Annotated in this window: 25 protein-coding genes; 13 read left to right on the top strand and 12 right to left on the bottom strand. The window is 65.6% G+C overall.

Annotated features, from left to right (window positions below; genetic code table 11):
• A partial coding sequence (locus UNPF46_RS34695) for a flagellar biosynthetic protein FliO (protein WP_181770251.1) occupies positions 1-529 on the bottom strand: 529 nt, incomplete at its 3' end.
• 352 nt (positions 530-881) lie between these two features.
• On the opposite strand from UNPF46_RS34695, the gene flgB reads away from it, so the two are divergent.
• The 10 genes from flgB (at position 882) to UNPF46_RS34645 (ending at position 9,993) form a co-directional block, all read left to right on the top strand.
• The gene (gene flgB / locus UNPF46_RS34690) at positions 882-1,286 is read left to right on the top strand and encodes a flagellar basal body rod protein FlgB (protein WP_100177529.1); all 405 of its coding nucleotides are present in this window, start codon (positions 882-884) and stop codon (positions 1,284-1,286) included.
• A 44-nt stretch (positions 1,287-1,330) separates the two neighbouring features.
• Positions 1,331-1,756: a flagellar basal body rod protein FlgC gene (gene flgC, locus UNPF46_RS34685; RefSeq protein ID WP_100177528.1), complete on the top strand. Its 426-nt coding sequence runs from the start codon at positions 1,331-1,333 to the stop codon at positions 1,754-1,756.
• Positions 1,757-1,772: 16 nt separating this feature from the next.
• Complete coding sequence (gene fliE / locus UNPF46_RS34680; RefSeq protein ID WP_100177527.1) at positions 1,773-2,087, top strand: flagellar hook-basal body complex protein FliE; 315 nt, start codon at positions 1,773-1,775, stop codon at positions 2,085-2,087.
• 74 nt (positions 2,088-2,161) lie between these two features.
• Positions 2,162-2,425 carry a flagellar biosynthesis protein FliQ gene (gene fliQ, locus UNPF46_RS34675; protein WP_015684971.1) on the top strand — a complete coding sequence of 88 codons (264 nt, stop codon included), beginning with the start codon at positions 2,162-2,164 and terminating at the stop codon, positions 2,423-2,425.
• Between the two features lie 17 nt (positions 2,426-2,442).
• Positions 2,443-3,213, top strand: a complete 771-nt coding sequence (gene fliR / locus UNPF46_RS34670; protein WP_100177526.1) for a flagellar biosynthetic protein FliR — start codon at positions 2,443-2,445, stop codon at positions 3,211-3,213.
• 10 nt (positions 3,214-3,223) lie between these two features.
• Complete coding sequence (flhB, locus tag UNPF46_RS34665; RefSeq protein ID WP_100177525.1) at positions 3,224-4,303, top strand: flagellar biosynthesis protein FlhB; 1,080 nt, start codon at positions 3,224-3,226, stop codon at positions 4,301-4,303.
• 155 nt (positions 4,304-4,458) lie between these two features.
• On the top strand, positions 4,459-7,038 hold the full coding sequence (gene cckA, locus UNPF46_RS34660; RefSeq protein WP_142253060.1) for a cell cycle histidine kinase CckA: 2,580 nt from the start codon (positions 4,459-4,461) through the stop codon (positions 7,036-7,038).
• Positions 7,039-7,234: 196 nt separating this feature from the next.
• On the top strand, positions 7,235-8,251 hold the full coding sequence (locus tag UNPF46_RS34655; RefSeq protein WP_100177523.1) for a Tim44 domain-containing protein: 1,017 nt from the start codon (positions 7,235-7,237) through the stop codon (positions 8,249-8,251).
• A 145-nt stretch (positions 8,252-8,396) separates the two neighbouring features.
• Entirely contained in the window at positions 8,397-9,077 is a 681-nt protein-coding gene (locus tag UNPF46_RS34650; RefSeq protein WP_142253059.1) for a lectin, read from the top strand.
• A 208-nt stretch (positions 9,078-9,285) separates the two neighbouring features.
• On the top strand, positions 9,286-9,993 hold the full coding sequence (locus UNPF46_RS34645; protein WP_142253058.1) for a glutathione S-transferase: 708 nt from the start codon (positions 9,286-9,288) through the stop codon (positions 9,991-9,993).
• A gap of 300 nt (positions 9,994-10,293) precedes the next feature.
• Here the strand turns inward: UNPF46_RS34645 and UNPF46_RS34640 are convergent, their stop codons facing one another.
• The 4 genes from UNPF46_RS34640 to UNPF46_RS34630 all read right to left on the bottom strand — a co-directional run bounded on the left by UNPF46_RS34640 (position 10,294) and on the right by UNPF46_RS34630 (position 13,564).
• Positions 10,294-10,968, bottom strand: a complete 675-nt coding sequence (locus tag UNPF46_RS34640) for a methyltransferase family protein (protein WP_100177520.1) — start codon at positions 10,966-10,968, stop codon at positions 10,294-10,296.
• Between the two features lie 86 nt (positions 10,969-11,054).
• Positions 11,055-12,176, bottom strand: a complete 1,122-nt coding sequence (locus tag UNPF46_RS34635) for a helix-turn-helix transcriptional regulator (protein WP_142253057.1) — start codon at positions 12,174-12,176, stop codon at positions 11,055-11,057.
• A 374-nt stretch (positions 12,177-12,550) separates the two neighbouring features.
• Positions 12,551-12,724 carry a hypothetical protein gene (locus UNPF46_RS38050; protein ID WP_018321873.1) on the bottom strand — a complete coding sequence of 58 codons (174 nt, stop codon included), beginning with the start codon at positions 12,722-12,724 and terminating at the stop codon, positions 12,551-12,553.
• Positions 12,725-13,090: 366 nt separating this feature from the next.
• Positions 13,091-13,564, bottom strand: a complete 474-nt coding sequence (locus UNPF46_RS34630) for a hypothetical protein (RefSeq protein WP_100177519.1) — start codon at positions 13,562-13,564, stop codon at positions 13,091-13,093.
• 211 nt (positions 13,565-13,775) lie between these two features.
• Between UNPF46_RS34630 and UNPF46_RS34625 the strand changes: the two genes are divergently transcribed.
• Entirely contained in the window at positions 13,776-15,431 is a 1,656-nt protein-coding gene (locus tag UNPF46_RS34625) for a fumarate hydratase (RefSeq protein WP_142253056.1), read from the top strand.
• 160 nt (positions 15,432-15,591) lie between these two features.
• Here UNPF46_RS34625 and UNPF46_RS34620 read toward each other — a convergent pair whose 3' ends face one another.
• The 6 genes from UNPF46_RS34620 to UNPF46_RS34595 all read right to left on the bottom strand — a co-directional run bounded on the left by UNPF46_RS34620 (position 15,592) and on the right by UNPF46_RS34595 (position 19,956).
• Positions 15,592-16,512 carry an SH3 domain-containing protein gene (locus tag UNPF46_RS34620; RefSeq protein ID WP_142253055.1) on the bottom strand — a complete coding sequence of 307 codons (921 nt, stop codon included), beginning with the start codon at positions 16,510-16,512 and terminating at the stop codon, positions 15,592-15,594.
• Positions 16,513-16,527: 15 nt separating this feature from the next.
• Entirely contained in the window at positions 16,528-16,824 is a 297-nt protein-coding gene (locus UNPF46_RS34615; RefSeq protein WP_142253054.1) for a hypothetical protein, read from the bottom strand.
• A gap of 189 nt (positions 16,825-17,013) precedes the next feature.
• The gene (locus UNPF46_RS34610) at positions 17,014-17,568 is read right to left on the bottom strand and encodes an inner membrane-spanning protein YciB (protein WP_100177514.1); all 555 of its coding nucleotides are present in this window, start codon (positions 17,566-17,568) and stop codon (positions 17,014-17,016) included.
• 12 nt (positions 17,569-17,580) lie between these two features.
• Positions 17,581-18,168: a hypothetical protein gene (locus UNPF46_RS34605; RefSeq protein WP_100177513.1), complete on the bottom strand. Its 588-nt coding sequence runs from the start codon at positions 18,166-18,168 to the stop codon at positions 17,581-17,583.
• Positions 18,169-18,244: 76 nt separating this feature from the next.
• Positions 18,245-18,502, bottom strand: a complete 258-nt coding sequence (locus UNPF46_RS34600; protein ID WP_100177512.1) for a hypothetical protein — start codon at positions 18,500-18,502, stop codon at positions 18,245-18,247.
• Between the two features lie 56 nt (positions 18,503-18,558).
• Entirely contained in the window at positions 18,559-19,956 is a 1,398-nt protein-coding gene (locus UNPF46_RS34595) for a carotenoid oxygenase family protein (protein WP_142253053.1), read from the bottom strand.
• Positions 19,957-20,062: 106 nt separating this feature from the next.
• Between UNPF46_RS34595 and UNPF46_RS34590 the strand changes: the two genes are divergently transcribed.
• Positions 20,063-20,791 carry a TetR/AcrR family transcriptional regulator gene (locus UNPF46_RS34590; RefSeq protein WP_100177510.1) on the top strand — a complete coding sequence of 243 codons (729 nt, stop codon included), beginning with the start codon at positions 20,063-20,065 and terminating at the stop codon, positions 20,789-20,791.
• A 21-nt stretch (positions 20,792-20,812) separates the two neighbouring features.
• Here UNPF46_RS34590 and UNPF46_RS34585 read toward each other — a convergent pair whose 3' ends face one another.
• Positions 20,813-21,418 carry a hypothetical protein gene (locus UNPF46_RS34585; RefSeq protein WP_430649799.1) on the bottom strand — a complete coding sequence of 202 codons (606 nt, stop codon included), beginning with the start codon at positions 21,416-21,418 and terminating at the stop codon, positions 20,813-20,815.
• Positions 21,419-21,581: 163 nt separating this feature from the next.
• Here UNPF46_RS34585 and UNPF46_RS34580 point away from each other — a divergent pair, with 163 nt between their 5' ends.
• Positions 21,582-22,148 (top strand): SET domain-containing protein, encoded by a 567-nt coding sequence (locus tag UNPF46_RS34580; RefSeq protein ID WP_100181190.1) that lies wholly within the window; start codon positions 21,582-21,584, stop codon positions 22,146-22,148.
• Positions 22,149-22,795 lie beyond the last annotated feature (647 nt).

The raw sequence follows: 22,795 nt of genomic DNA, 5'->3' as shown, positions 1-22,795 counted from the left end.
GGGGCGCGATCGGCTCGGGCGGAAAGCCACCCATCGGCGGTTCGCCGCGGCGTTCAGCCAGCACGGGCGCGGGCCGGCGCATTTCCTCGGCGAAGGACGGGCGCGCGGGCCGCGGCGGGGGCTCGGGCATCTGCGGCTCGGGATGATCGAGCAGTTCGGGCCGCGGCGCTTCGTCGGCCCAGCCGCCGGCATCCGGCATCGGGGCAAGGCGCGGCGGCTCGGCGGCGTTCGGGCGCTGCGGCAGCTGATCGCGGCCATGCGCGGCGCGAACGATGTTGGGCTCGACGACGATATCGGTGGGGCCGCCGATCATCAGAAGATGCTCGACATTGTCGCGCCGGACCAGCACCAGGCGGCGGCGGCCGTCGACCGCGGCGGCGTCGATCACGGCAAGGCGCGGCATCCGGCCGCGCTGGGTGTTGGCGCCGAGCCGGCTGGTGGCGAATCGGCGAACCAGCCATGCAGCGACGCCGATCAACGCCAGGACGACGATGAACGCGACGATGAAGGTGATAGGGCTGCCTTGCATACTTGTCCCCGACAAATGGCGCTGTTTTCGTACCCCTGGCCGGACGTACCGACCACCGGCTTACGATGCCCCAAACTGCGATCTCTTAACGTCCCACGGCAAGTTTTGCCGTCCCCAACTCTTAATAACCCATGAATCGCTCGATCCAAAACGACTTCTTGGCCCGTGCATGCGCCGCCAAACGGTTGGGTTAATGCCACTTTTGGAGGCGTAGAATCACGGGGTCGCAGTATCGTGTCTCACTTGGGGACATGCGCCCGAGGTCCTCTTAACCAGCTGTTAACCATACAGGCGGCAAATTCTGCCTAGCTTCGGACCCCGAGGTCCGCAAGAGGCGGAAGGAGCCGCGACGATGTCCATCAACGACCTCCCGGTGCTGTCGGCGCTTCGCACCAAGATGCAATGGCACCAGGAACGCCAGCGCGTCCTGTCCGAGAACGTCTCCAATTCCGACACGCCCAAATTCCGGCCGCGCGACCTGGTCGAGCCGAAACTCGACAAGACCGGGGCGGTCACGGGCTCGATGGGCCCGCTGAGGATGGCCGTCACCAGCGCTTCCCACATGACGCCCTCCGGTGCGGCCTCCGGGTTCGACCAGAACAAGAATGCGGGCTTCGAAACCCGCCCTGCGGGCAACGCCGTCAATCTCGAGGAAGAGATGATGAAGGCCGCCAGCAACCAGATGGACTACGCGGCGGCGACCTCGCTCTATTCGAAGAGCCTGCATCTGCTCAAGACCGCGATCGGCAAGGGCTAGCCCGCATGACCCGCGAACAGAAGCGCTAGGGGAGGAGGCACATCATGGCCAATGACAGCAGCGACTTCGCCCGCTCGATGGCGATCGCGACCTCCGGTCTGCGCGCGCAGGCCGGCCGCATGCGGGTGATCTCGGAAAACATCGCGAACGCGGATTCGACCGCGCAGACCGCCGGCGGCGATCCCTACCGGCGCAAGGTTCCGACCTTCTCCTCCGCGCTCGACCGCACGCTCGACGCGCAGGTCGTGACCCTCGGCAAGATCAAGCCCGACCAGTCGAACTTCCGCGTCAAATACGAGCCGAACAATCCCGTCGCCGACGCCAGCGGCAACGTCAAATATCCCAACGTGAACTCGGTGGTCGAGATGACCGACATGCGCGATGCGCAGCGGTCCTACGAGGCCAACCTCAACATCATCAGTGCGACGCGCCGGATGATCCAGCGCACGCTCGACATTCTCAAGAGCTGAACAGGACAATTGAGCCATGGCATCCCCGACAATTGCCGCCAACGCCTATGCCAACCTCGCCCGCGTGCTCGAGAACAGCGGCGCCGGTGCCGGCAAGGGCAGTGAAGCCAGCGGGCAGTCCTTCGCCTCCCTGCTGAAAGACGCGGTCGGCAGCGTCATGGAATCCGGCCGCAAGTCGGATGCGCAGACGGTGGCGATGGCCGCCGGCAAGGCCAACGTGATGGACGTGGTGACGGCGGTGGCCGACACCGACGTCGCGGTGTCCACCCTGGTCTCGGTCCGCGACCGCGTGATCGCGGCGTATGAAGACATCATGAAGATGCCGATCTGATTGGTCCTGTCATTCCGGGCTCTCGCTGCGCGAGCGCCGGAATGACAATAACAACTCACAGTGAGAAATCGAAAATGACCGGCCCCGAGACCCTCGACGTTGCGCGCGATGCGATCTGGACGATCGTGATCGTGTCTTCCCCCCTGATGGTGGTGGGCCTTGTGGTCGGCGTCATCGTGTCGCTGTTCCAGGCGCTGACGCAGATCCAGGAACAGACGCTGATCTACGTGCCGAAGATCCTCGCCATCTTTGCCACGATGCTGCTGGCGCTGCCGTTCATGGCCGACGCGCTCCATTCCCACATGCTGCGGATCTCGTCGCGAATCATCGGCGGCTGAGGCACAATGAGAGCGCTATGCGCATCGACGTCTCGCTGCTGCCGGCGCTCGCCGCGTCCTTCATGCTCGCCTTCGCCCGGGTCGGCGCGATGGTGATGCTGTTGCCTGGCCTCGGCGAAACCAATATCCCGACCCGGATCAAGCTGTCGATCGCACTGCTGCTCACGCTGATCATCCTGCCGCTGCACCGCAACGCCTACCAGGTCGACATGGGCTCGCTCGCGCCGCTCCTGGTCCTGATGCTGCATGAGATCGCGATCGGGATCGTGCTGGGTGCGACCGCGCGCGTCACGCTGTCGGCGCTCCAGGTCGCGGGATCCGTGATCGCCCAGCAGATGGGACTCGGCTTCGTCACCTCGGTCGACCCGACGCAGGGGCAGCAGGGCGTGCTGGTCGGCAACTTCCTGACCATGCTGGGGGTGACGCTGCTGTTCGCCACCGACAGCCATCATCTGGTGATCGCGGCGCTGAACGACAGCTACACGATCTTCTCGCCGGGCGAGACCGTGTCGAGCGGCGATGTCGCCGCGCTCGCAACGCGCGCCTTCTCCGCCGCGTTTCGCCTCGGCCTGCAGCTCTCGGGCCCGTTCCTGGTGTTCGGCCTGGTCTTCAACATCGGGCTCGGGGTGCTGGCGCGGCTGATGCCGCAGATGCAGGTCTATTTCGTCGGCGTGCCGCTCTCGATCTTCGCGGGCTTCCTGGTGCTCGCCGTGGTGCTCACGGCGATGATGGGCACGTATCTGGATTACTTCATCGGTGTCATGCACCAATTGATGCCGCTGAGGTGAAGAGGGATCGATGGCCGAAGACAACGATCCAGAGAGTCAAACAGAAGACCCGACGCAAAAGCGTCTCGACGACGCACTCGAACGCGGCGACGTCGCCAAGAGCCAGGAGATCAACACCTGGTTCATGATGGCGGGCGGCACGCTCGTGGTCTCGACCTTCTCGGGCTCGGTGGGCAGCGGGCTGCTGACGCCGATGCGCAATCTGCTCGCCAATTCCTGGATGATCAAGACCGACGGCAAGGCTCTGCTCGCGCTGATGCAGCAGATCGAATTCGCCATGCTGGCCGCGATCGGCGTGCCCCTGATGATGCTGATGCTGGCAGCGATCGCCGGCAACATGCTGCAGCACCGCCTGGTCTGGTCGACCGAATCCCTGACCCCGAAGTTCAGCAAGATCTCGCCGGGCGCCGGCTTCAAGCGCATCTTCGGCAAGCAGGCGGCGGCGAACTTCCTGAAAGGTCTCGGCAAGCTGATCGGGCTCGGCGTGGTCATGACCATGATCCTGTGGCCGGAGCGGCACCGCATGGAGGCGATGGTCAGGCTCGATCCGGCCGCCATGCTCGGCGCCAGCACCAGCCTGACCATTCATCTGCTCGGCGCGGTGGTCGCAGCGCTCGCAGTCGTCGCCATCGCCGATTATTTCTTCCAGTACCGCAGCTGGTTCCAGCGGCAGAAGATGTCGCTCCAGGAGATCAAGGAAGAGTTCAAGCAGTCGGAAGGCGATCCGCACATCAAGGGCAAGATCCGGCAATTGCGGCAGCAGCGCGCCAAGAAGCGCATGATGGCGGCGGTTCCCAAGGCCTCGGTGATCATCACCAACCCGACCCACTATTCAGTGGCGCTGTCTTACGAGCGCGGCATGACGGCCCCGATCTGCGTCGCCAAGGGCGTCGACAGCCTCGCCTTCAAGATCCGGGAGATCGCGCGCGAGCACGACATCCCGATCGTGGAGAACGTGCCGCTCGCCCGCGCGCTCTACGCCACCGTCGAGATCGACCAGGAAATCCCGACCGAGCACTACCATGCGGTCGCCGAGGTGATCGGCTACGTCATGCGCCTGAAACAGGGATTCCGCGCCGGACGCGGCTAAGAACCTCCGAAAAGTACCGGAAATGGCCGTAATCTGGGAATCAGCGTACCTTTCGCTCCCGCTGCCCTTGCACCTCAGGGTCCGATTCAGGCAGGGAGGACCCCGCGCGCTTCGAAGCGCGTTGATTCTCTGCCCACAGGCTGCGCCAGCTTGAGATGACCGCCGAGACCGACCACGACCTCACGCGAGATCCCGTTGCGGCGCACGAGCCGTCGCCGCGCTCGGGCAGCATTGCGCTGGTGCTGCTGGTGGCCGCCGGCCTCGTTGCCGTCGCCGTCGGGCTGATGACGCTCGGGCGCGCGCAGGCCCAGCCCTACATCCTCGGCACCCTCGCCGTGCTGGCGATGGTCGGCCTGTTCAACCTGTTCGCCTTCGCTGCCGGCATCATCCGCTTTGCCGACCGCAATCTCGATGATCCCATCATTGGCCGCATTGCCGATCACGCCTTCGACGGGCTCGCGGTCACCGATAGCCGCGGCCACGTGGTCTATTCCAACGCGGCCTATCTGACGCTGACCGGCGCCAGCGGGCCGCAGGACGTGCGCCCGGTGGAGCGCGTCTTCATCGGCAATCCCGATGTCTCCGAAGCCGTGTTTCGGCTGCTGAAGGCCGCGCGCGAAGGCAAGCGGCAGCAGGAGGAGGTGCGCATCTCCGGCCAGGACGGCAGCCAGGGCCGCTGGCTGCGGATGCGCGTGCGCCCGCTCGGCACCGGCAAGCGCGAGGGGAAATACGCGGTGTGGTCGATCGCCGACATCACCCGCGACCGCGAGCGCCAGGAGGACGTGTTCCAGGAGCTTCAGCACGCCATCGAATATCTCGATCACGCGCCGTGCGGCTTCTTCTCGGTCAATCCGGCCGGCGAGCTTGCCTATGTCAACGCGACGCTGGCGAACTGGCTCGACTACGACCTCGCCGAGATCGGCTCGGGCGGGTTGAAGCTGACCGACATCGTCTCCGGCGACGGCGCCTCGCTGCTCACCGCGATCGTGGCGGTGCCGGGCGAAGTCAAGACGGAGGTCTTCGACATCGACCTGCGCATGCGCACCGGCAAGACCATGCCGGTGCGACTCTATCACAAGCTCGCCTTCGGCGCCGACGGCGCGCCGGGGCCGTCACGCACCCTCGTCATCAGCCGCGCCCGCGACGAGCGCAGCGATCCCGACCGCGCCGCCGAAGTGCGCTTCATGCGCTTCTTCGACCATACGCCGATGGCGATCGCGACGGTGGACCGCGGCGGCAACGTCGTGCGCGCCAATGCGCGCTATGCCAAGCTCGGCCAGGCGCTGGGGCTCGACAGCGCCTCCAAGTCGATCTTCCGTGCGGTCAATTCGCGCGACCGCCACCTCCTGATCGCGGCCATCAACCAGGCCTCCGAGGGCCAGGCCGACATCGCGCCGGTCGAGGTCGCGCTGGAAGGCACCAAGGAGCGCTGGGGCCAGTTCTTCGTCACGCCGGTCGACGGCGGCGAGAACGACGCGGAAGCCGCCATCGTGCACATGCTCGAGACCACCGAGCGGCGCGCGCTGGAGAACCAGATCAACCAGTCGCAGAAGATGGAGACGGTCGGCCAGCTCGCCGGCGGCATCGCCCACGACTTCAACAACGTGCTCTCCGCCATCATGATGGCGAACGACTTCCTGCTGAACGCGCACAAGCCGACCGACCCGTCGTTCCAGGACATCATGCAGATCAAGCAGAACGCGACGCGCGCCGCCACCCTGGTGCGGCAGCTGCTCGCGTTCTCGCGGCGGCAGACGCTGCGGCCGCAGGTGCTCGATCTCGGCGACGCGCTGTCCGATCTCACCATGCTGCTGCGCCGGCTGATCGGCGAGAAGGTCAAGCTCGACCTCGTCCATGGCCGCGACCTCTGGCCGGTGAAGGTCGACGTCTCCCAGTTCGAGCAGGTGATCGTCAACCTCGCGGTCAACGCGCGAGACGCCATGCCGGATGGCGGCAAGCTGATCATCCGCACCGCCAACGTCAACACCGAGGACGCGGGCAAGCTCGCCTACAAGGGCATGCCGGCCGCGGACTATGTGCGGATCGAGGTCGCCGACACCGGCACCGGCATTCCCGCCGACATCCGCGACAAGATCTTCGAGCCGTTCTTCTCGACCAAGGAAGTGGGCAAAGGCACAGGCCTCGGTCTTTCGACGGTCTACGGCATCGTCAAGCAGACCGGCGGATTCATCTACGTCGATTCCGAGCCGGGGCAGGGGACCTCGTTCCACATCTTCCTGCCGCGTCACCATGCCGAGCCTGAAGCGCAGGTCGAGCAGGCTGCGGCTGCGGCCAGCGCGACCAACGGCGCCGCGAAGGAAGCCGCGGCCGTCGAGGCCAAGCCGCGCACCGATCTCACCGGGCAGGGCACGATCCTTCTGGTCGAGGACGAGGAGGGCCTGCGCGCGCTGAACGCACGTGGCCTGCGCTCGCGCGGCTACACCGTGGTCGAGGCCGAGAACGGCGTCGAGGCCATGGAGGTGCTGGACGAGCAGAGCGGGGCAATCGATCTCGTCGTCTCCGACGTCGTGATGCCCGAGATGGACGGCCCGACGCTCCTCAAGGCGATGCGGGAGAAGAACCCCGACATCAAGTTCATCTTCGTCTCCGGCTACGCCGAGGATGCCTTCGAGAAGAGCCTGCCCGAGGGGCAGCAATTCGACTTCCTGCCAAAGCCGTTCACGCTCAGCCAGCTGGTGGCGGCAGTAAAGGAGACGATGGCGAAGCAGGGATGAGTGAGGGGGCGGGGAAAGAGCGGAAATTCCGTCCCAAAGTCGCCGGTAACCGGCAACCATTGTTCCCGCGCGCTTCCGGCCAAACCCCCGCCAAATATGGGCTTTTGCCACATCCCCGCGACTGAGGGCCGCAGCCACAAGTTCCGAAAGCGGCTTCACTTTTCGGGAAGTCTGCCCATCTTAGGGGCACGTCCCCATGCCGGGGATATGGGAAACGCACATGACTTTCTCGCAACGCTCCCGGAGTCTCTTCAAGACGATCGCCGTCGTGCTGGCGCTTGCGCTGCCGACTGCGCTCGCCATCTCGTCCGCCGACGCGCGTGTCGGTGGCGGCATGTCGTCGGGCTCGCGCGGCTCGCGCACCTATTCGGCTCCGCCGTCGACCACGACCGCGCCGGGCTCGGCCTCGCAATTCAACCGCACCTACACCCAGCCGGGCGCAGGCATGAACTCGGCTGCCGCCGCGCCCGCGCGCGGCGGCCTGTTCGGCCGTGCCGGCGGCTTCATGGGCGGCCTTGCGGCCGGCTTCCTCGGCGCCGGCCTGCTCGGCATGCTGTTCGGCGGTGGCCTGTTCGGCGGCCTCGGCGGCCTGTCCTCGATCCTGGGCCTGATCATCCAGATCGTGCTCGTGGTGTTCGTGGTGCGGCTGGCGATGTCCTGGTGGCAGCGCCGTCACGCGCCGCAGGCGGCCTATGCCAATGCCGACGCAGGTGCAGGTCCCGGACCGCAGGCGAATCCGCGCAGCGGCCTCGGTGGCGGTCTGGGTGGTGGCCTCGGCGGCTTCGGCTTCGGTGGTGCCAACAACGCGCCGCTCGAGATCAAGCCGGATGACTATGAAGCGTTCGAGCGCCTGCTCGGCGACGTCCAGACCGCCTGGTCGAACGAGGACGTGGCCAAGCTGCACACGCTCGCGACGCCGGAGATGGTCTCCTATTTCGAGCAGGACCTCGCCCAGAACCGCGCGCGCAACGTCGTCAACAAGGTGACCAACGTCAAGCTGCTGCAGGGCGATCTTGCGGAAGCCTGGCGCGAAGGCGAGACCGACTACGCCACGGTGGCGCTGCGCTTTGCGCTCACCGACAAGACGCTGGACCGCAACAGCGGCACGCTCGTCGCCGGCAGCGAGCAGCCCGGCGAGGCCACCGAAGTCTGGACCTTCGCCCGTCGCCCCAACACCGGCTGGGAATTGTCGGCGATCCAGCAGACCAACTGATCGCTGGCGATTAAGAGAAACCAGGGCGTCGTGCTTCCGGCACGGCGCCTTTTTCTTTTGGGCGCCTCGTGCGGCATTGGAATAAGCGGATGCGCCTCGGGTTGAAATTCAGGCGGCCAGCGACCAGCACACTTGGGAGGACAGGATGATCCGCATCGAGAGATCCGTGACGATTTCAGGACTCGCGCTCACGCTGGCCTTGCTCGCGGCGCCGTCCGTGCAGGCGCAGCCGGCCGACATGACGTTCTTCGTGACGTCCAGCGGCCCGGGCAAGGGCGCCGATCTCGGAGGCCTGGAGGGAGCCGATGCGCAGTGCCAGAAGCTGGCTCAGGGCGCCGGCGCCGGTGCGAAGACCTGGCGCGCCTATCTCTCGACGCAGGCCGCTGACGGCAAGCCGGCCGTCAACGCCAAGGACCGCATCGGCAGGGGACCGTGGCAGAATGCCAAGGGGGTGGTGATCGCCAAGGACGTGGCCGAGCTGCACGGTGCCGCCAACAACCTCACCAAGCAGACCGCGCTCAGCGAGAAGGGCGAGGTCATCAACGGCCGCGGCGATACGCCGAACCGGCACGACATCCTGACCGGAACGCAACCTGACGGCACCGCGTTCGCGGCCGGCGACGACAAGACCTGCAAGAACTGGACGTCGAGCACGCAAGGCGCGGCGGTGGTCGGCCACGCCGATCGTCAGGGCCTGCGCGACGACGAGCCGTCAAAGTCGTGGAACAGCTCGCACCCCTCGCGCGGTCCCGACGGCGGCTGCTCGCAGGCCGATCTCAAGAGCACCGGCGGCGACGGGCTGATGTACTGCTTCGCCGCGAATTGAGCTTAGGGGTGCGACGCTCTCTCCACTCGTCATTGCGAGGAGCTCTTGCGACGAAGCAATCCAGAGTCTTTCCGCGGAGACAGTCTGGATTGCTTCGCTGCGCTCGCAATGACGGAATGTGTTGCGAGAGGGTTCCGTCTCATCCTCACGGACCCCTCAGGCCCATGCTACATTGGTTCGATCGCATCCACGCTCACGGACCCCTCCCATGAAATACGAGCTCTACTACTGGCCCGAGATCCAGGGCCGCGGCGAATATGTGCGGCTGGCGCTGGAGGAGGCGGGGGCGGCTTACGTCGACGTCGCGCGTGGCCCGCGCGGCACGGCGGCGATGATGAAGATGATGGAGGAGCAGAAGGGCACGCCGCCGTTTGCGCCGCCGTTCCTGAAAGCGGGCAAGCTCGTCATCGGCCAGACCGCCAACATCCTGCTCTATCTCGGCAGCCGGCACGCGCTCGCACCGAAGACGGAGGCCGGAAAACTCTGGGTGCACCAGCTCCAGCTCACCATCACCGATCTCGTGGTCGAGATCCACGACACCCATCATCCGCTCGGACCCTCGCTCTATTACGAAGACCAGAAGCCGCCGGCGAAGAAACGCACGGCCGAGTTCTGGAGCGAGCGCGTGCCGAAATATCTCGGCTATTTCGAGCAACTTCTCAGCGAGAACGGCGGCGCGTATGTCACCGGCCGGAAGCTGACCTATGTCGACCTCTCGCTGTTCCAGATCGTCGCCGGGCTGCGCTATGCTTTCCCCAAGCGCATGACGGCGTTCGAAGCGGATATTCCGGGCCTCGTTGCCCTGCACGATCGGGTCGCGGCGCGGCCGAACGTCAAGGCCTATCTCGCAAGCCCGCGCCGCATCCCTTTCAACGAGCAGGGCATCTTCCGCCGCTACAAGGAGCTGGATAATTAGCCGGTCCGGACGGCGGCTGGCGGCAGCCCCCGTTCCGGACCGGCCGTTTCGGGCGCGATCAGTCGCCCGAACCCGTCATGGCTGCCGCGCGCCTGCGAACGCTGCGCGCCAGATCGATCGTCTGAAGCACCGGGGTCGGGAGCGAGATCGTGCTCGTCGGGACAGGGGGGCTTGCAGAACATCGTCGCGTCTCCCGTTGCGTGGTGCGATTGCTCTAACGAGGTTCGCTCGCTGCGACGTCAGTCGATCGGAGGAGGGAGGCGCGAATTTCTCTGCGATGCACAGGAGAGCGAGGCGCCCTCACCAGACGCCGGGCACCAGGCGATAGCGCACCCGTGCCGCATAATCGGCATAGCCCGGCAGGCCCTCGCGCAAGGTGCGTTCCTCGATGCCGATGCGGATCGCGAGCAGGAGGACCAGGACGGGGACCATCACTAGGCCCCACCACGAGCCCAGCAGCAGCGGCACGCCGGTGAAGAACAGGACCATGCCGCTATACATGGGATGACGCACGTGAGCGTAGGGGCCGGTCGAGACCACATGCTGCGCGCGCTCGGCCTGCAGCTTCACCACGGGGGCCGCGAACGAGTTCTCGCGGAAGACCCAGAGTGTGAACAGCGTCGAGAGCAGGAACAGCGCGAAGCCGGCCGCCTGCAACGCGACCGGCATGTCGGACGCTTCAAGGCGCCGGTCGACGCCGATCAACGCAAGCCAGGCCAGCATCGCAACGACGAAGACGCTCATGAACACCTTGTCGGCGGCAGGCTGATCCTTCTGCAGGAGCGGTCGCAGACGCTCGGCGAGCAGCGCCGGATCGATCCGGTAGAGCCACCAGCCGCAGAGCGGGCCGAGCAGGATGCACGTTGCGAGAAACACCCAGGCCGCGGTCCAGCGCAAGGTCCCTGCGGACGCGAACAGCAGCGCGCCCATCGCTGCGGTGGTGATCGTGTTCTGCAGCAGCAGCCTGGCGATCATTGTCGATCTTGTCCCATCAGACGCCAGCGCATTGACAGCATGTCTTTCCGGCAGACATGCGGCCGGCAAGGTGATCGAGACCGCCCTCAGACCTTGATCGGCGGTGTGAAGGCCGCCACCAGCCGAACCAGATCGGCCTGTCGCTTGGTTCCGGTCTTGATGAAGATCCGGGCGAGATGCGTCTTGATGGTCGTTTCGGCGAGACCCATGCTTCTGGCCACGTCGGGAACTCCGCCGATCTCGACAATGGACAGGAAGATGCGCAGCTCGGTCGGCGTCAGCTTGAACAGCTTGCGGATGAGGTCGGGCGCGACGATCGTATCGAGCGCGGCCTTGCCGACGAACAGCACGGCGCAGGCGTCGTAGCTGGCGCCGAATCTCTGCCGGCGCCCCGCTGTCAGCGGCAGGAGATGTCCGACATAATGCGAGCCGTCGCGCGCCGTCAGATGCAGCGAGATGCTCGCGCTCGTCATCGTCCGGTCGCCGAGAACCGTGCCCGCCAGCGCCTGCCGCAGCACGCGGTCGGTGTTCGGATCCGACGTTACGAGCCGGCCGCGGACCGAACGCAGCACGTCGGCCTCGTCCAGAATCTCGTGCGCGCTCGCGTTGAGGTGCGTGATATGGCCTTCGGCGTCGAGCAGCAGGACGGCGGTTCGCAGCGCGTCGAGCGTGCGGACCGATGTCGTCTCCAGCTCGTTCTGGTGATGCAGCTTCTGTCTCACCAGCATGGCCCGCTGCAGATGCGGCGTGAGGTGGGAGATCACCTGGTACATCCTGCGGTCGACGGGACCGCCGCCCTTCATGATCGAGAGGCGGGATATTCCTGTCGAGGATTTGTCGAGCAGGACATTGGCGGCATCCTCGAGACCCTGCGGCCGCGTCCACTCGTTGTAGAACATGGTGGTCCGGAATTCGTCGACGTCGATCCAGTCCCCGATCGTCTGGATCTGGCCGACCGGCGCGTGGAGCACGGCGCGCGACGGATCGAATGGCTCGTAGGTTTCGATGTAGGATTGAATATAGGCCGGGTCGACGCCGACGGCATGCGAGATCACGGGCTCGCCGGCTGACCCGATCCGCACCAGGCCGCCGCTCTGGCCGCCCGCAAGGTTGACGATGCTGCCCAGCGTCGCCGACCACCTGGAATCGTCGAGCGCGGCGTCGTAGATGTCGGCCACCAGCGACAGCAGCTTGTCACTCATTTCCATCGGCTTGTCCCACGGTCGCTTGCCCACCGGATGCTTGGACGGGCTGGTTCGGCCTCGCAGATGAGCACGCCCGGTCGGGAAGTTTGATGAGCGGGATCACACTTGGGGGCGTGCGCCGATCCGGAGGCGGGCCTTATCCGCGCCAATGATGCGCGAAGGGCAAGGAATTGGGAGGGCCGATGCGACGTGCGCGCGAATGGAACCCGCGCGCGCATGACGGCGGGCAGGATCGTGTTCGGCAATTGCAATCTTGCGATCATGCGCTGGTCCCGGGGGGCCGCGCACGAGTTTGATCCCTTTATCCGGCAAAGATGCGGCCGGATGCGAAACGGGCCCGATCGACCGGATCGGGCGATCCGTTCGCGCGGGGCCGATCAGGCGAGCTGATCGATCCGCGTGCCCTGACCCGGCGGCAGCGGCGCAGGCGGCTGCGGCTTGTAGGTCGGGTCGGCGTCCTTGGTCTTGGTTTGATCGTCCTGCTGCTTGGTCGTGTCGTAGCTTGGCACCACGATCGCGATCGGCGGCGGGGCAACGGTAGAAACCTTCATCCGCAAATCCTCACATATGGAAACAATTGAGCCTGCGCCGCGAGGCGCGAAAATTCCTTCAAGGCAATCGTTAAAATGCGAGGGATCTGGTGCGATGGGAGGGTCCGTGTTTGCGTCTCATCCGCGTGGTGTCAGAGAAACGACGAGACCTCTCCCCGTCATTGCGAGGAGCTCGCGCAAAATTGCTGAGCAATTTTTGCGCTGGCGACGAAGCAATCCAAACCGATTCCTCGAAGGGATTCTGGATTGCGTCCGCCTTCGCCAAGGCTTCGGCGGACAAGTCGCTACGCTCGCAATGACGGAGAATGTCGCAGGCAGCACCGCGGCGCATGCGCCGCGCGTGCGCGGACAGGGCGGGCGCCCCGCCTATTCGTCCTTGCCGCGCGTGATCGCGATGGAGGCGTCCGTCTTGGTGCGCGTGCATTCCATGTTGAGGCGGCGGTAGCGCATGTTGACCTTGTCGCCGCGCAGCAGACCCATCCGCTTCAGGCAGCGTGTCGCGCCCGTGGTGGTGTCGTCCTTGGTCACGGTGAAGACGATCGCCGCCATCGATCCCACCAGCGTGTAGAACTCCGGCTTGGGCTTGCGATCGCCCTTGGCATAGAGCTCGATCGAGTACTTGTCGCCGCGGCAGCCGACCGACAGCTCCTTGGCCGCCGGATGCGAGAGGTAGACGACGTTGCCGGCTCGGAAATTCACCTTCATGCGCTCGACCTGGTTCGCCAGCTCCTTGGCGCTGTCGTCGCAACGATCGGCGCGCGCGGGCGAAGTGAGGGTCACAAGGCCGGTGATGGCGGCGGCGACCAGGATCGCGCCGCGGACGTTCAGTTTCAAAGTCATGATGAAAAGCCCCTTCAGGGCGCGCATTCAAGCGTCGGCGCGGCCGGAGTGCAAGGGTGCACGCGGGCTTTCCACGTGCTGTGCCAATACCTTCGGCAGGCCAGGCGGACCGCCCCATGCGCGCCGTTCCCTTTCCTTTCCGCTCAAAATGGGCTTAGAACGCTTCTATGCCGAGAGGCCCGCCAGGGCTCCAAAACCCCGAGATTCGCCCATGAACGCTCCGACCGCCTTCCCCGACCAGTCCAAGCCAGTCCCGCCCTACAAGCACACCCCGTTGTTCCCGCTGGGCAAGGACGAGACGCCCTACAAGAAGATTTCGTCCGAGGGCGTCAGGGTCGAGAAGGTCCTCGGCAAGGACATGCTGGTGGTGTCGCGCGAGGCGCTGCGGGCGCTGTCGGAGGCGGCTTTCGGCGACATCAACCATTACCTGCGGCCCGGCCATCTGAAGCAGCTCCGCGCCATCCTTGAGGACGGCGAGGCGAGCCCGAACGACAAGTTCGTCGCGCTGGACTTCCTGAAGAACGCCAACATCGCGGCCGGCGGCGTGCTGCCGATGTGCCAGGACACCGGCACCGCGATCATCATGGGCAAGAAGGGCTGCAACGTCATCACCGACGGTGAGGACGAGGCGGCGCTGTCGGAAGGCGCGCGCGATGCTTACCTGCGCCGCAATCTGCGCTACTCGCAGGTCGCGCCGCTCTCGATGTATGAAGAGAAGAACACCGCCAACAACATGCCGGCGCAGTGCGAGATCTACGCCGAGGGCGACGACGCCTACAAGTTCATGTTCATGGCGAAGGGCGGCGGCTCCGCCAACAAGAGTTTTCTGTTCCAGGCGACGCCCTCGGTGCTGACCAGGGACCGGCTGCTCGCGTTCCTGAAGGAAAAGATCCTCACCCTCGGCACCGCGGCGTGCCCGCCTTATCACCTCGCCATCGTGATCGGCGGCACCTCGGCCGAGCTCTGCATGAAGACGGTGAAGCTGGCCTCCGCCCGCTATCTCGATGCGCTGCCGACCCACGGCTCGCCCGACGGCAACGCCTTCCGCGACGTCGAGATGGAGAAGGAAATCCACAAGATGACGCAGAGCCTGGGAGTGGGGGCGCAGTTCGGCGGAAAATATTTCTGCCACGACGTGCGCGTGATCCGCATGCCGCGTCACGGCGCCTCGCTGCCCATCGGGCTTGGCGTGTCCTGCTCTGCCGACCGCCAGGTGCTCGGCAAGATCACGAAGGACGGCATCTATCTCGAGGAGCTCGAGCACAATCCGGCGCAGTACCTGCCTGAGGTCGAAGAGGCGCTCGGCGGCGAGGTCGTCAAGATCGACCTCAACCAGCCGATGAAGGACATCCTGGCGACCTTCTCGAAATATCCGATCAAGACCCGCGTCTCGATGACCGGCACCATGATCGTGGCGCGCGACAGCGCCCACGCCAAGCTGCGCGAGCGGCTGGAGAAGGGCGAGCCGCTGCCGGATTACTTCAAGAACCATCCGGTGTATTACGCGGGACCTGCCAAGACGCCCGAGGGCTACGCCTCCGGCGCGTTCGGTCCGACCACCGCGGGCCGCATGGATTCCTTCGTCGATCAGTTCCAGGCCGCCGGCGGTTCGATGGTGATGGTCGCCAAGGGCAACCGGGCGCCGGCCGTGCGCGAAGCCTGCAAGAAATATGGCGGGTTCTATCTCGGCTCGATCGGCGGGGCCGCTGCGAACCTCGCCGAGCACTGCATCAAGAAGGTCGAGGTGCTGGAATATCCCGAGCTCGGCATGGAAGCGATCTGGCGCATCGAAGTCGTCGATTTCCCGGCGTTCATCATCATCGATGACAAGGGGAACGACTTCTTCAAGGAGTTGAATTTGGGCTAGCTCTTCACCTCGCCCCGCTTGCGGGGAGAGGTCGGACTTTGCGCGTTGCGCAAAGTCCGGGTGAGGGGGACTCTCCACGAGTCCGACTGTCACCGTCCTTGCGGAGACTCCCCCTCACCCCAACCCTCTCCCCGCAAGCGGGGCGAGGGAGTCGAGAGAGCTAACTGCAAGTCGTGACCTGGTTGGAGCACAGCGCGCGCCACCAGCCGCGCACGCCGTCGTGGCTCTCGACGAGGCCCCAATATCCGCTGCAGGCGAGCAGGCGCTTCGGCCCGCCGTCGCCGTCGATCGGGCCGCCGAGCTCGCGCTGGGCGGGCATCCATTTGGCGTCGACGAAGGGCGCCTGGAACAGGCCGCCCATGCGGGTGGCGCCATTGGCATAGGCGGCGCCGATCTTGTTGGAGGCGACCCAGCCACGCCCGGCATAGGGCTTTGGCGCGCTGCGCGGGTATCGCTTCTCGTCCTCGTAGTCCTTGCCCGGCGGCTTCGCACCTTCGATCAGGAACCAGCCGCTCTTGAAACCGATGATGCGGAATTCGGTGAGCCAGCCGCCGTCGGGCGTGTTCTCGGCGCCGCCAAGCTTGAGCCGGTAGGGCGGCGGCAGCGTGCCGAGCACGCGCGCCGACGTTGACGGCTCGGCGCGTACATTGAGGCCGCCTGGATCCTTGTCGATGGACCAGGCGCCGAGACTGCAGGGCTCGGTGCCCTCAGGCAGCGCCGCCCGCTTTGCCGCAAGCTCGGCGTGCAGCCTGGCGAAATCGGTCTCGTCATTGTCCGGATCGGGCTCCGTGCGGGGCTTCAACTCGGCGGAGACGGCGCGCGTCGCATCCGGCGTCAGCGTGACCACGAGGGCCTGCCGCGCGGCGAACACGCTTGCCGGTGTCTTCGGATCGTTCGACGTCGCGGGATAGACGGCGAGATAGCCTGTCGAACCCTCGGTTCGATAAGCGGTGCCGGCGACATAGCCCGCCGGCACCATGGCGAGCGCGCTGGCGCGCCACGCCGGTTCGGTGTCGTCCGCGCGCGCCGCTTGTGCCGCGACGCACAGCATCGTCGCCGCGATGAGACGGAGCGCGCGCATGATGGCTGGGCGGCCTTACGCGCGGGCGCCCGTGAACGGGAAGCTGCCCATCGGCCCGATGCCCATCTCGCCGCTGATGCTGTCGCCGGAGACGGTGCCGGTGAATTCGAGCGTGAGCGGCATCGGCTTGTCGATCGAGACCTTCCAGGAGACGCTGTCGCCAGAGACGGTGCCGTCGAAAATCTCGGCGGTATTACCTTCCGCGCCCTGCGAGCCCGTGAGCGTGCCGCCCGCGGCCTTCAGGCTCAGCGTCGCCTGGCGCTCGCCCATTGGCGTCGTCATGGTCAGATTCCAGTTGCCGTCTACGGCCATTCCCGTCTCCCGAACAAATCCCGGCGGACCGCGACGATCCGCGGCCAGTCCTTAAGCGAGCCTATAGCTCAACTCGCGGCTCCTGACTAACCCTCGAATAGGGCATTGCAGCATGATCCCGAAAAGTGTGCAGCGGTTTTCGGTAAGGATCATGCTCGGACGACGCCTGAAGCGCGATCACCTCGCGCTTCAGGCGCGGGCGGCGGCACGGCGGCGGCTGGTGACGATGAGCCGGAGCACGACGTACTGCACGGCGAAGGCGAGGATCTTGGCGCCGCCGGCGACCACCGTGAGATAGAACGCCCACAGCTTCAGGTCGCCCGTGGAGGCGACCACGATCATCCCGGCGCCGATCACGAACATCAGCACCGCCCAGGCATAGCCTGCAGCCGTCACATATTCCGGAACGGTCTCGACCACCATCGGCGGCATGTAGCGCAACATCCAGCCGCGCTTGAGCATGATCGCACCGATGGCGAAATGCGCGATCGACGGTTTTGCCATCATGAAGCGGGGATCATTGGTCAGCAGCGTGATCGCGCCGAGGCCAACCACGAGCGCGAGGCTCGCATAGGTCATGTAGTTGAGCTGCTGGCCCTTGATGCGGGCGTAGATCACCTGCGCAATCGCACCGGCCACGGCCACCGAGGTTGCCAGGATGACGTTGTCGGTGACGAGATAGACGACCAGGAAGACAATCGCGGAGAAGAGATCGGAGCCGAGGCGGGCGAATACGTCCTTCATCGTCAATCCTGTTCAGCGGGCGGTGGGCAAGACGGTGGGCAAGGCGCGGGCGGCCGTACCGTACTTGATCTGGCGATACTCCGGATACCACTTTGTGAAGTAGATCGCGCTGTTGCGGGCGGCAAAGGCAACCGCAAGGCTGGTCCAGAGCGGCAGGCCCGGGACGTAGAGCAGCACGAGATTGGCGGCCGCCATCAGCAGCGCGGCCACGGTCCAGGCGCCGGTGATGACGTAATTGGCAGTGAGGAAGCCGGGCATCGCCGCGGTCTCGGCCGGCACCGATTCAAGCGCATATTGCAGCGTGAAGGGACGGCGGAGCAGGATCGATCCGAGCGAGAGGGCGAAGATGCCGATATCGACCGACAGCTTGACGCCCAGTGTGCCGAGTTGCGGATCGAGCAGCGCGAGGTAAAGGCCGATCGCGGCGAACACGACCGCCGAGCCGGCGGCCAGGATCTTCACCGAGCGGCCGCACGCCACGTCGACCGCGATGGTGGCGAGGCAGATCGCGGAGGCCGCGAACACGCTCATCGTGGCCGACGTCACCAGCATCAGGAAGCTGTAGGCGCCGTAGGGCGCGAGGATCAGGAAAATCGTCATGGGCCGCCTCGGTCTGGCCGATCTTTACGGTGTAAAGATCAATAATTCAGGGCAGGCGTCGGGTCAAGCGAAATCTTTACAGTGTCAAAATAACGTAAGCGGCATATAAAAGCTGAGCAGCCGCAACGGCTTGGTCGGATACCTCCTCGGCCAATTCGGCCCAGGGCAGGTGCGACAGGAGGGGGATTGCGCAGGCGATCGCCAGGCCAAGGGCAAGCAGGATGCCGCCATTGAAGATCACCTGGCCGCTCCGCCGCAGCCGGACGACCTCGATTGTGAGCGCGGCGCCGATCAGTGCGAGGATGGCGAGCAGGTCTGCGGTGATCGAGGGCATCTGCTGGGACCTTTCGGTGACAGATCCGTGCTGTGGCTTCGTTGGTATGACGGGCGCTATTGCGCGCCCACCCAATTGCCGTGAAACCCGTCCGGCACGCGATGGCCGAGCTGGACCAGCGCGACGGGGCCCGCCTCGACATCGGTGGCGTTGAACACCGCGAGGTCGCTACGGTTCTCGCGTGCCCGCCAGACCACCGCGAGCAGCCAGCCATCGCCTTCGACGGAGTCCTTCGCGCGCTCGACGAACACGGGCTCGGAGATGGTGTCGCCGGCGGGCAGCAGATAATGGCCGAGCCGCCGTCCATTGCCGTCGACATGGACGACGCCGGAGAGCGCGCCGAACATCGGCAGTTTCGGATTGGCGCAGGCGTACCAGCCGTGGCGGTTCTTCAGCCCGGCGCGGCGGTCGTCGATGCGCGGGAATTCGCCGGTGAGATCGTCGAGGTAGGTCTGCTGGAAGCGGTCGGTATTGCCGGAGAGATCGAAGGTCCAACGGCAGTGCCGGGCGCGCGACTTCTCCGGATCGGTCGGCCGTCCATCGGGATGCGGAAACAGCGGCGCTTCCTCGAATTGCATGACGTCGGCCACGATGCGGTTCTCGTCCTCCCACGCATTCATGATGTGGAAGACGTAGCAGGCGTCACCGCGGAACCAGACGATGTCCTTCGCGGTGCCGCTGCGCTTCATCACGCCGACATAGGCGCCCTTGTTCGGCTCCCAGGCATAAGGCGGCCGTCCGCTCATGGCGCGCTCCATGCTGCCGGTGATGGGCAGGATCGGAAACAGCACATGGTTCGCGGTGACGATGAAGTCGTGCACCATGCTGGCATAGGGCGCTTCGAACCGCTCGAAGCGCGTCGCCTTGCCGGAGGCGTCGATCGAGCCGTAGGAGAGCGCGGGCGTCAGCGGACCTGCCGCGTTGTAGCCGAAGAACACCAGCTCGCCGCTCACGGGGTCGATCTTCGGATGCGCGGTGAAGCTGCCGGCGACGCGGCCCTGGTAGTCGTGATAGCCGCGCGTCGCCAGCGTGCCGGGCTCGATCTCGGTCGGCAGATGCGCTTCTTCAAGCGCCAGCAGCTTGCCGGCATGGAAGATGATGTTGGTGTTGGCGACGCCGCCATCGGTGAGATCAGCCGGCGCGTCCGGCAGCTTGCGGCCGAAGCCGCCGAACAGGGCGCGGCCGGCATCGTGCTCGGCGAGCCATTTCGGCGTGCGGACCCAGCGGTTGCGGTAGCTGGCGCGGCCGTTATCGAGATGGAAGGCGTGCAGCATGCCGTCGCCGACGAACCAGTGCGCGCCGGGGGAATCGAACTGCGGATTGGGACCGTTACGATAGAGCACGCCGTTCAACTCGCGCGGCAATTCGCCGATGATCTTGAGGAAGGGCGCGTCGGCCTCGAACGGGATCGGCGCGATATTGTTGCGACGCTCGGCGACGGTGTCGTGCAGCACGGCATATCCCTCCCTATCTTTACATCGTAAAGATCAGATAGCGCCGATCGTCCTTTCGGTCAAGTGAAATCTTTACACTGTCAATATTGCGTCATATAGCTTGCAAATGGCCAAGACCGACACCAAGAGCGACACGGCGCGAGGCTCGCGCACCCCCAGGCGAACCACGCCGAGCGCGGCATCGCGCGGCTCACGGCGCGCGGGAAACGCGAAGACCGAGACGCCGTACCATCACGGCGCCCTGCGCGAGGCACTGCTCCAGGCCGCCGAACGCGTGCTGGAACGCGACGGGCTCGCCGGCCTCACCTTGCGCGCGGTGGCGCGCGAGGCGGGCGTCTCGCACGCCGCGCCCACGCATCATTTCGGTGATCTCACCGGCCTGCTCAGCGAGCTCGCGGCCGTCGGCTTCCGCCAGTTCAACGCGGCGATGGCATCGGCCTGCGACACCGCCACCACGCCGCTCGCGCGCGCGCTGGCGCGGCCGAAGGCCTATGTTGCCTATGCGCAGGCCCATCCTGGCATGTACGGCATCATGTTCCGCACCGAGCGGCTGGATTATTCCAGGCCCTCGCTGCACGAGGCGGCCGAAGCCTCCTTCGCCGGACTTGCGAATGCGGTCGGCATGATGCGGCAGGAACAGATCAGTGGCGACGCGCTGACCTTGAACCAGGGCGCCGCGATCGCACGCGCCTGGTCGATGGTGCACGGCTTCACCACGCTGCTGCTGGACGGCCGGCTCGAGGACATCCTCGGGCGGCTGCCCGAGGGGACGACGGCGGAGCGGCTGCTCGAGGCGATGCTGACGGTGCCCGTGACCACGAAACTTCCCGCATAGCGCTGTTTGACCCGTCGAGGCCTACCGCATCGTCGCCAGCTCGACGGCGCGGCCGCGCGTGCCGATGATCTTCACCTCGTCCTTGCCGCAAGTAAAGCCGCGGGCGAAATCGTCCGCGGCCTTGCGCGCCAGCTCGTTGGCGGTCGGGTTGGCGATCGCATCGACATAGGCGACATGGCAGACCGGGCCGGGCGGCAGCCGGGTCACGACCAGCATGGCCTTGGTGTTGGGCCGGCCCTGCTTGTCGGGATCGCTGTTATCGGCGATGTGCCAGCGCTGGATGATCGCGAACGGCTTGGCGCCCATGGCGCGCCATTCGATCGTGGTCTCCGACGAATTGAACGGGGCGAACCAGACCTTGGCCGCCGGTTCCTCGGCTGCAGCCCTGCGATTGCGGCCGACCGAGACGATTTCGCGAAGATCGTCCTCGGCAATCAGCACCACGAGACCCGCCTTGCCCGGACAGCTGCGCGTCGTGCTGCCGTCGAGCTCGCTCGCTTTGCCGATCTGGCGGCAATCCTTTGGCGCCGTCGATGTGTAGGCGCTGCCTATGGATTGGGCGGCAGCGCTGTTCAGGCCGATGCATGTCGTCAGGACAACCAGTCCGATGCGGGTGATACGGTTGATCATGAGGCTTCGATGGTCCGGGAACTCGCTTCCATCAGACGTCTTGATTGTGGGCAAGGTTCAAACAGGGGTGGGATAGACCTGACAGCGACGCGGAATCGTTCTAGAAGAGCGGCTTCGCCTGAGGCATCGTGCCTCGTTCGCGTTCTCATTTCTCTTGATCATGCCAGCCATCGCTTCCAGCAAATCCTACCGTGTCGGCCGTTCCAAGACCGGGCTCGGCCTCTTCGCCACCAAGCCGATCAAGAAGGGGACCCGGATCATCCGCTATTTCGGGCCGATCCTGGATTCGCGAATCCCCGCGCACGACGAGATCGAGAACAAGTACCTGTTCGAGCTCAACGGCCGCTGGACCATCGACGGCTCGGTGCGCAAGAACCTCGCCCGCTACATCAACCATTCCTGCCGGCCCAACGCCGAGTCCGACGTCCGGCCGCGCGAGCGCAAGGTCTTCATCCGCGCCATCAAGAACATCGAGCCGGGCGACGAGATCAACTACGATTACGGCACCGACTATTTCAAAGCCTATCTGAAGCCGATCGGCTGCAAGTGCGAGTCTTGCGAGAAGAAGCGCAAGAAGCTGCGCGCCGAGGCGCGGGCGGAAGCCGCCAAGGTCAAGGCACGCAAGGCGAAGAAGGTTGTCGCCAAGGGGTCGAAGAGCAAGGCCGCCAAGAAGAAGAAGCTGAACGGCCACGCCGTTGCCAAGGTTGGCGGCCGCGCACGCGCTTAGCTCCGCGCTCGTGCCCCGGACGCAGCGCAGCGCCTCTTTGGCGGTGCGCTGCAGAGCCGGGGCCCATCTCAGCTCGATCTATATTGGCACAATCTGGGTCCCGGCTCTGCGCTGCAACGCCAAGAGCGTTGCAGCGCGTCCGGGACACGAGAGGCCGCACGCCGCCGCCACATTCCCGCTCTTGTGCAATCCAATATTACGGTTCGGCAGACACCGGGGGCGATGGCCTGCGCCAGGACCATCTGTGGCGTGACGAGGCCGTGTCGACCCGTCGGGCAAAACACCCAAAACCAGTCAATCCCTCCCGCCAAAAATATATCGCTTTTCCGAATTTCGGATTTATGGCATACAGCCGCCATCCCGGCCCTGCCAGAGGGGCGCTTCGCGATCGTCACGAGATGCGGGTCGGGGTGCGGTGGACGCGGTAGCGCCGGCGCGATTTGCGTGAGGACAGGGCGGGCAACCGTGAGTCTCAGGCGATGCGCATACGACACGGCGCGGTCACAGCGGTTTGGTCGATGGTCCGGGGCGGGCACACGCAAGCCCCGGGCGCTGAGGCCGGGCCGTCCGCGGACGGAGAAGTCGTGTGGTCCTGGCGCCCGGGGTTCTGGCGTCAAGGCTTGCGGTGATGTGGCGACCAACCGGCA

It is taken from the genome of Bradyrhizobium sp. UNPF46 (genome assembly GCF_006658625.1).
In the GTDB taxonomy this organism is placed as follows: Bacteria; Pseudomonadota; Alphaproteobacteria; order Rhizobiales; family Xanthobacteraceae; genus Bradyrhizobium; species Bradyrhizobium nitroreducens.
The sequence above is the reverse complement of the archived record's forward strand: the minus strand, read 5'-3'. Positions and strand labels throughout refer to the sequence as shown.

Excerpts from the sequence above, each read along its gene's own strand:
- UNPF46_RS34605 (WP_100177513.1), bottom strand. The coding sequence starts at position 18,168 with ATGACGATTTTCCTGATCCTCGCGCCCTACGGCGCCTACAGCTTCCTG.
- fliR (WP_100177526.1), top strand. The coding sequence starts at position 2,443 with ATGCGCATCGACGTCTCGCTGCTGCCGGCGCTCGCCGCGTCCTTCATG.
- UNPF46_RS34600 (WP_100177512.1), bottom strand. The coding sequence starts at position 18,502 with ATGCCCTCGATCACCGCAGACCTGCTCGCCATCCTCGCACTGATCGGC.
- cckA (WP_142253060.1), top strand. The coding sequence starts at position 4,459 with ATGACCGCCGAGACCGACCACGACCTCACGCGAGATCCCGTTGCGGCG.
- UNPF46_RS34630 (WP_100177519.1), bottom strand. The coding sequence starts at position 13,564 with ATGACTTTGAAACTGAACGTCCGCGGCGCGATCCTGGTCGCCGCCGCC.
- UNPF46_RS34620 (WP_142253055.1), bottom strand. The coding sequence starts at position 16,512 with ATGCGCGCGCTCCGTCTCATCGCGGCGACGATGCTGTGCGTCGCGGCA.
- UNPF46_RS34590 (WP_100177510.1), top strand. The coding sequence starts at position 20,063 with ATGGCCAAGACCGACACCAAGAGCGACACGGCGCGAGGCTCGCGCACC.
- fliQ (WP_015684971.1), top strand. The coding sequence starts at position 2,162 with ATGACCGGCCCCGAGACCCTCGACGTTGCGCGCGATGCGATCTGGACG.
- UNPF46_RS34640 (WP_100177520.1), bottom strand. The coding sequence starts at position 10,968 with ATGATCGCCAGGCTGCTGCTGCAGAACACGATCACCACCGCAGCGATG.
- flgB (WP_100177529.1), top strand. The coding sequence starts at position 882 with ATGTCCATCAACGACCTCCCGGTGCTGTCGGCGCTTCGCACCAAGATG.
- UNPF46_RS34655 (WP_100177523.1), top strand. The coding sequence starts at position 7,235 with ATGCCGGGGATATGGGAAACGCACATGACTTTCTCGCAACGCTCCCGG.
- UNPF46_RS34645 (WP_142253058.1), top strand. The coding sequence starts at position 9,286 with ATGAAATACGAGCTCTACTACTGGCCCGAGATCCAGGGCCGCGGCGAA.
- UNPF46_RS38050 (WP_018321873.1), bottom strand. The coding sequence starts at position 12,724 with ATGAAGGTTTCTACCGTTGCCCCGCCGCCGATCGCGATCGTGGTGCCA.
- flhB (WP_100177525.1), top strand. The coding sequence starts at position 3,224 with ATGGCCGAAGACAACGATCCAGAGAGTCAAACAGAAGACCCGACGCAA.
- flgC (WP_100177528.1), top strand. The coding sequence starts at position 1,331 with ATGGCCAATGACAGCAGCGACTTCGCCCGCTCGATGGCGATCGCGACC.
- fliE (WP_100177527.1), top strand. The coding sequence starts at position 1,773 with ATGGCATCCCCGACAATTGCCGCCAACGCCTATGCCAACCTCGCCCGC.
- UNPF46_RS34615 (WP_142253054.1), bottom strand. The coding sequence starts at position 16,824 with ATGGCCGTAGACGGCAACTGGAATCTGACCATGACGACGCCAATGGGC.
- UNPF46_RS34625 (WP_142253056.1), top strand. The coding sequence starts at position 13,776 with ATGAACGCTCCGACCGCCTTCCCCGACCAGTCCAAGCCAGTCCCGCCC.
- UNPF46_RS34580 (WP_100181190.1), top strand. The coding sequence starts at position 21,582 with ATGCCAGCCATCGCTTCCAGCAAATCCTACCGTGTCGGCCGTTCCAAG.
- UNPF46_RS34610 (WP_100177514.1), bottom strand. The coding sequence starts at position 17,568 with ATGAAGGACGTATTCGCCCGCCTCGGCTCCGATCTCTTCTCCGCGATT.
- UNPF46_RS34635 (WP_142253057.1), bottom strand. The coding sequence starts at position 12,176 with ATGGAAATGAGTGACAAGCTGCTGTCGCTGGTGGCCGACATCTACGAC.
- UNPF46_RS34650 (WP_142253059.1), top strand. The coding sequence starts at position 8,397 with ATGATCCGCATCGAGAGATCCGTGACGATTTCAGGACTCGCGCTCACG.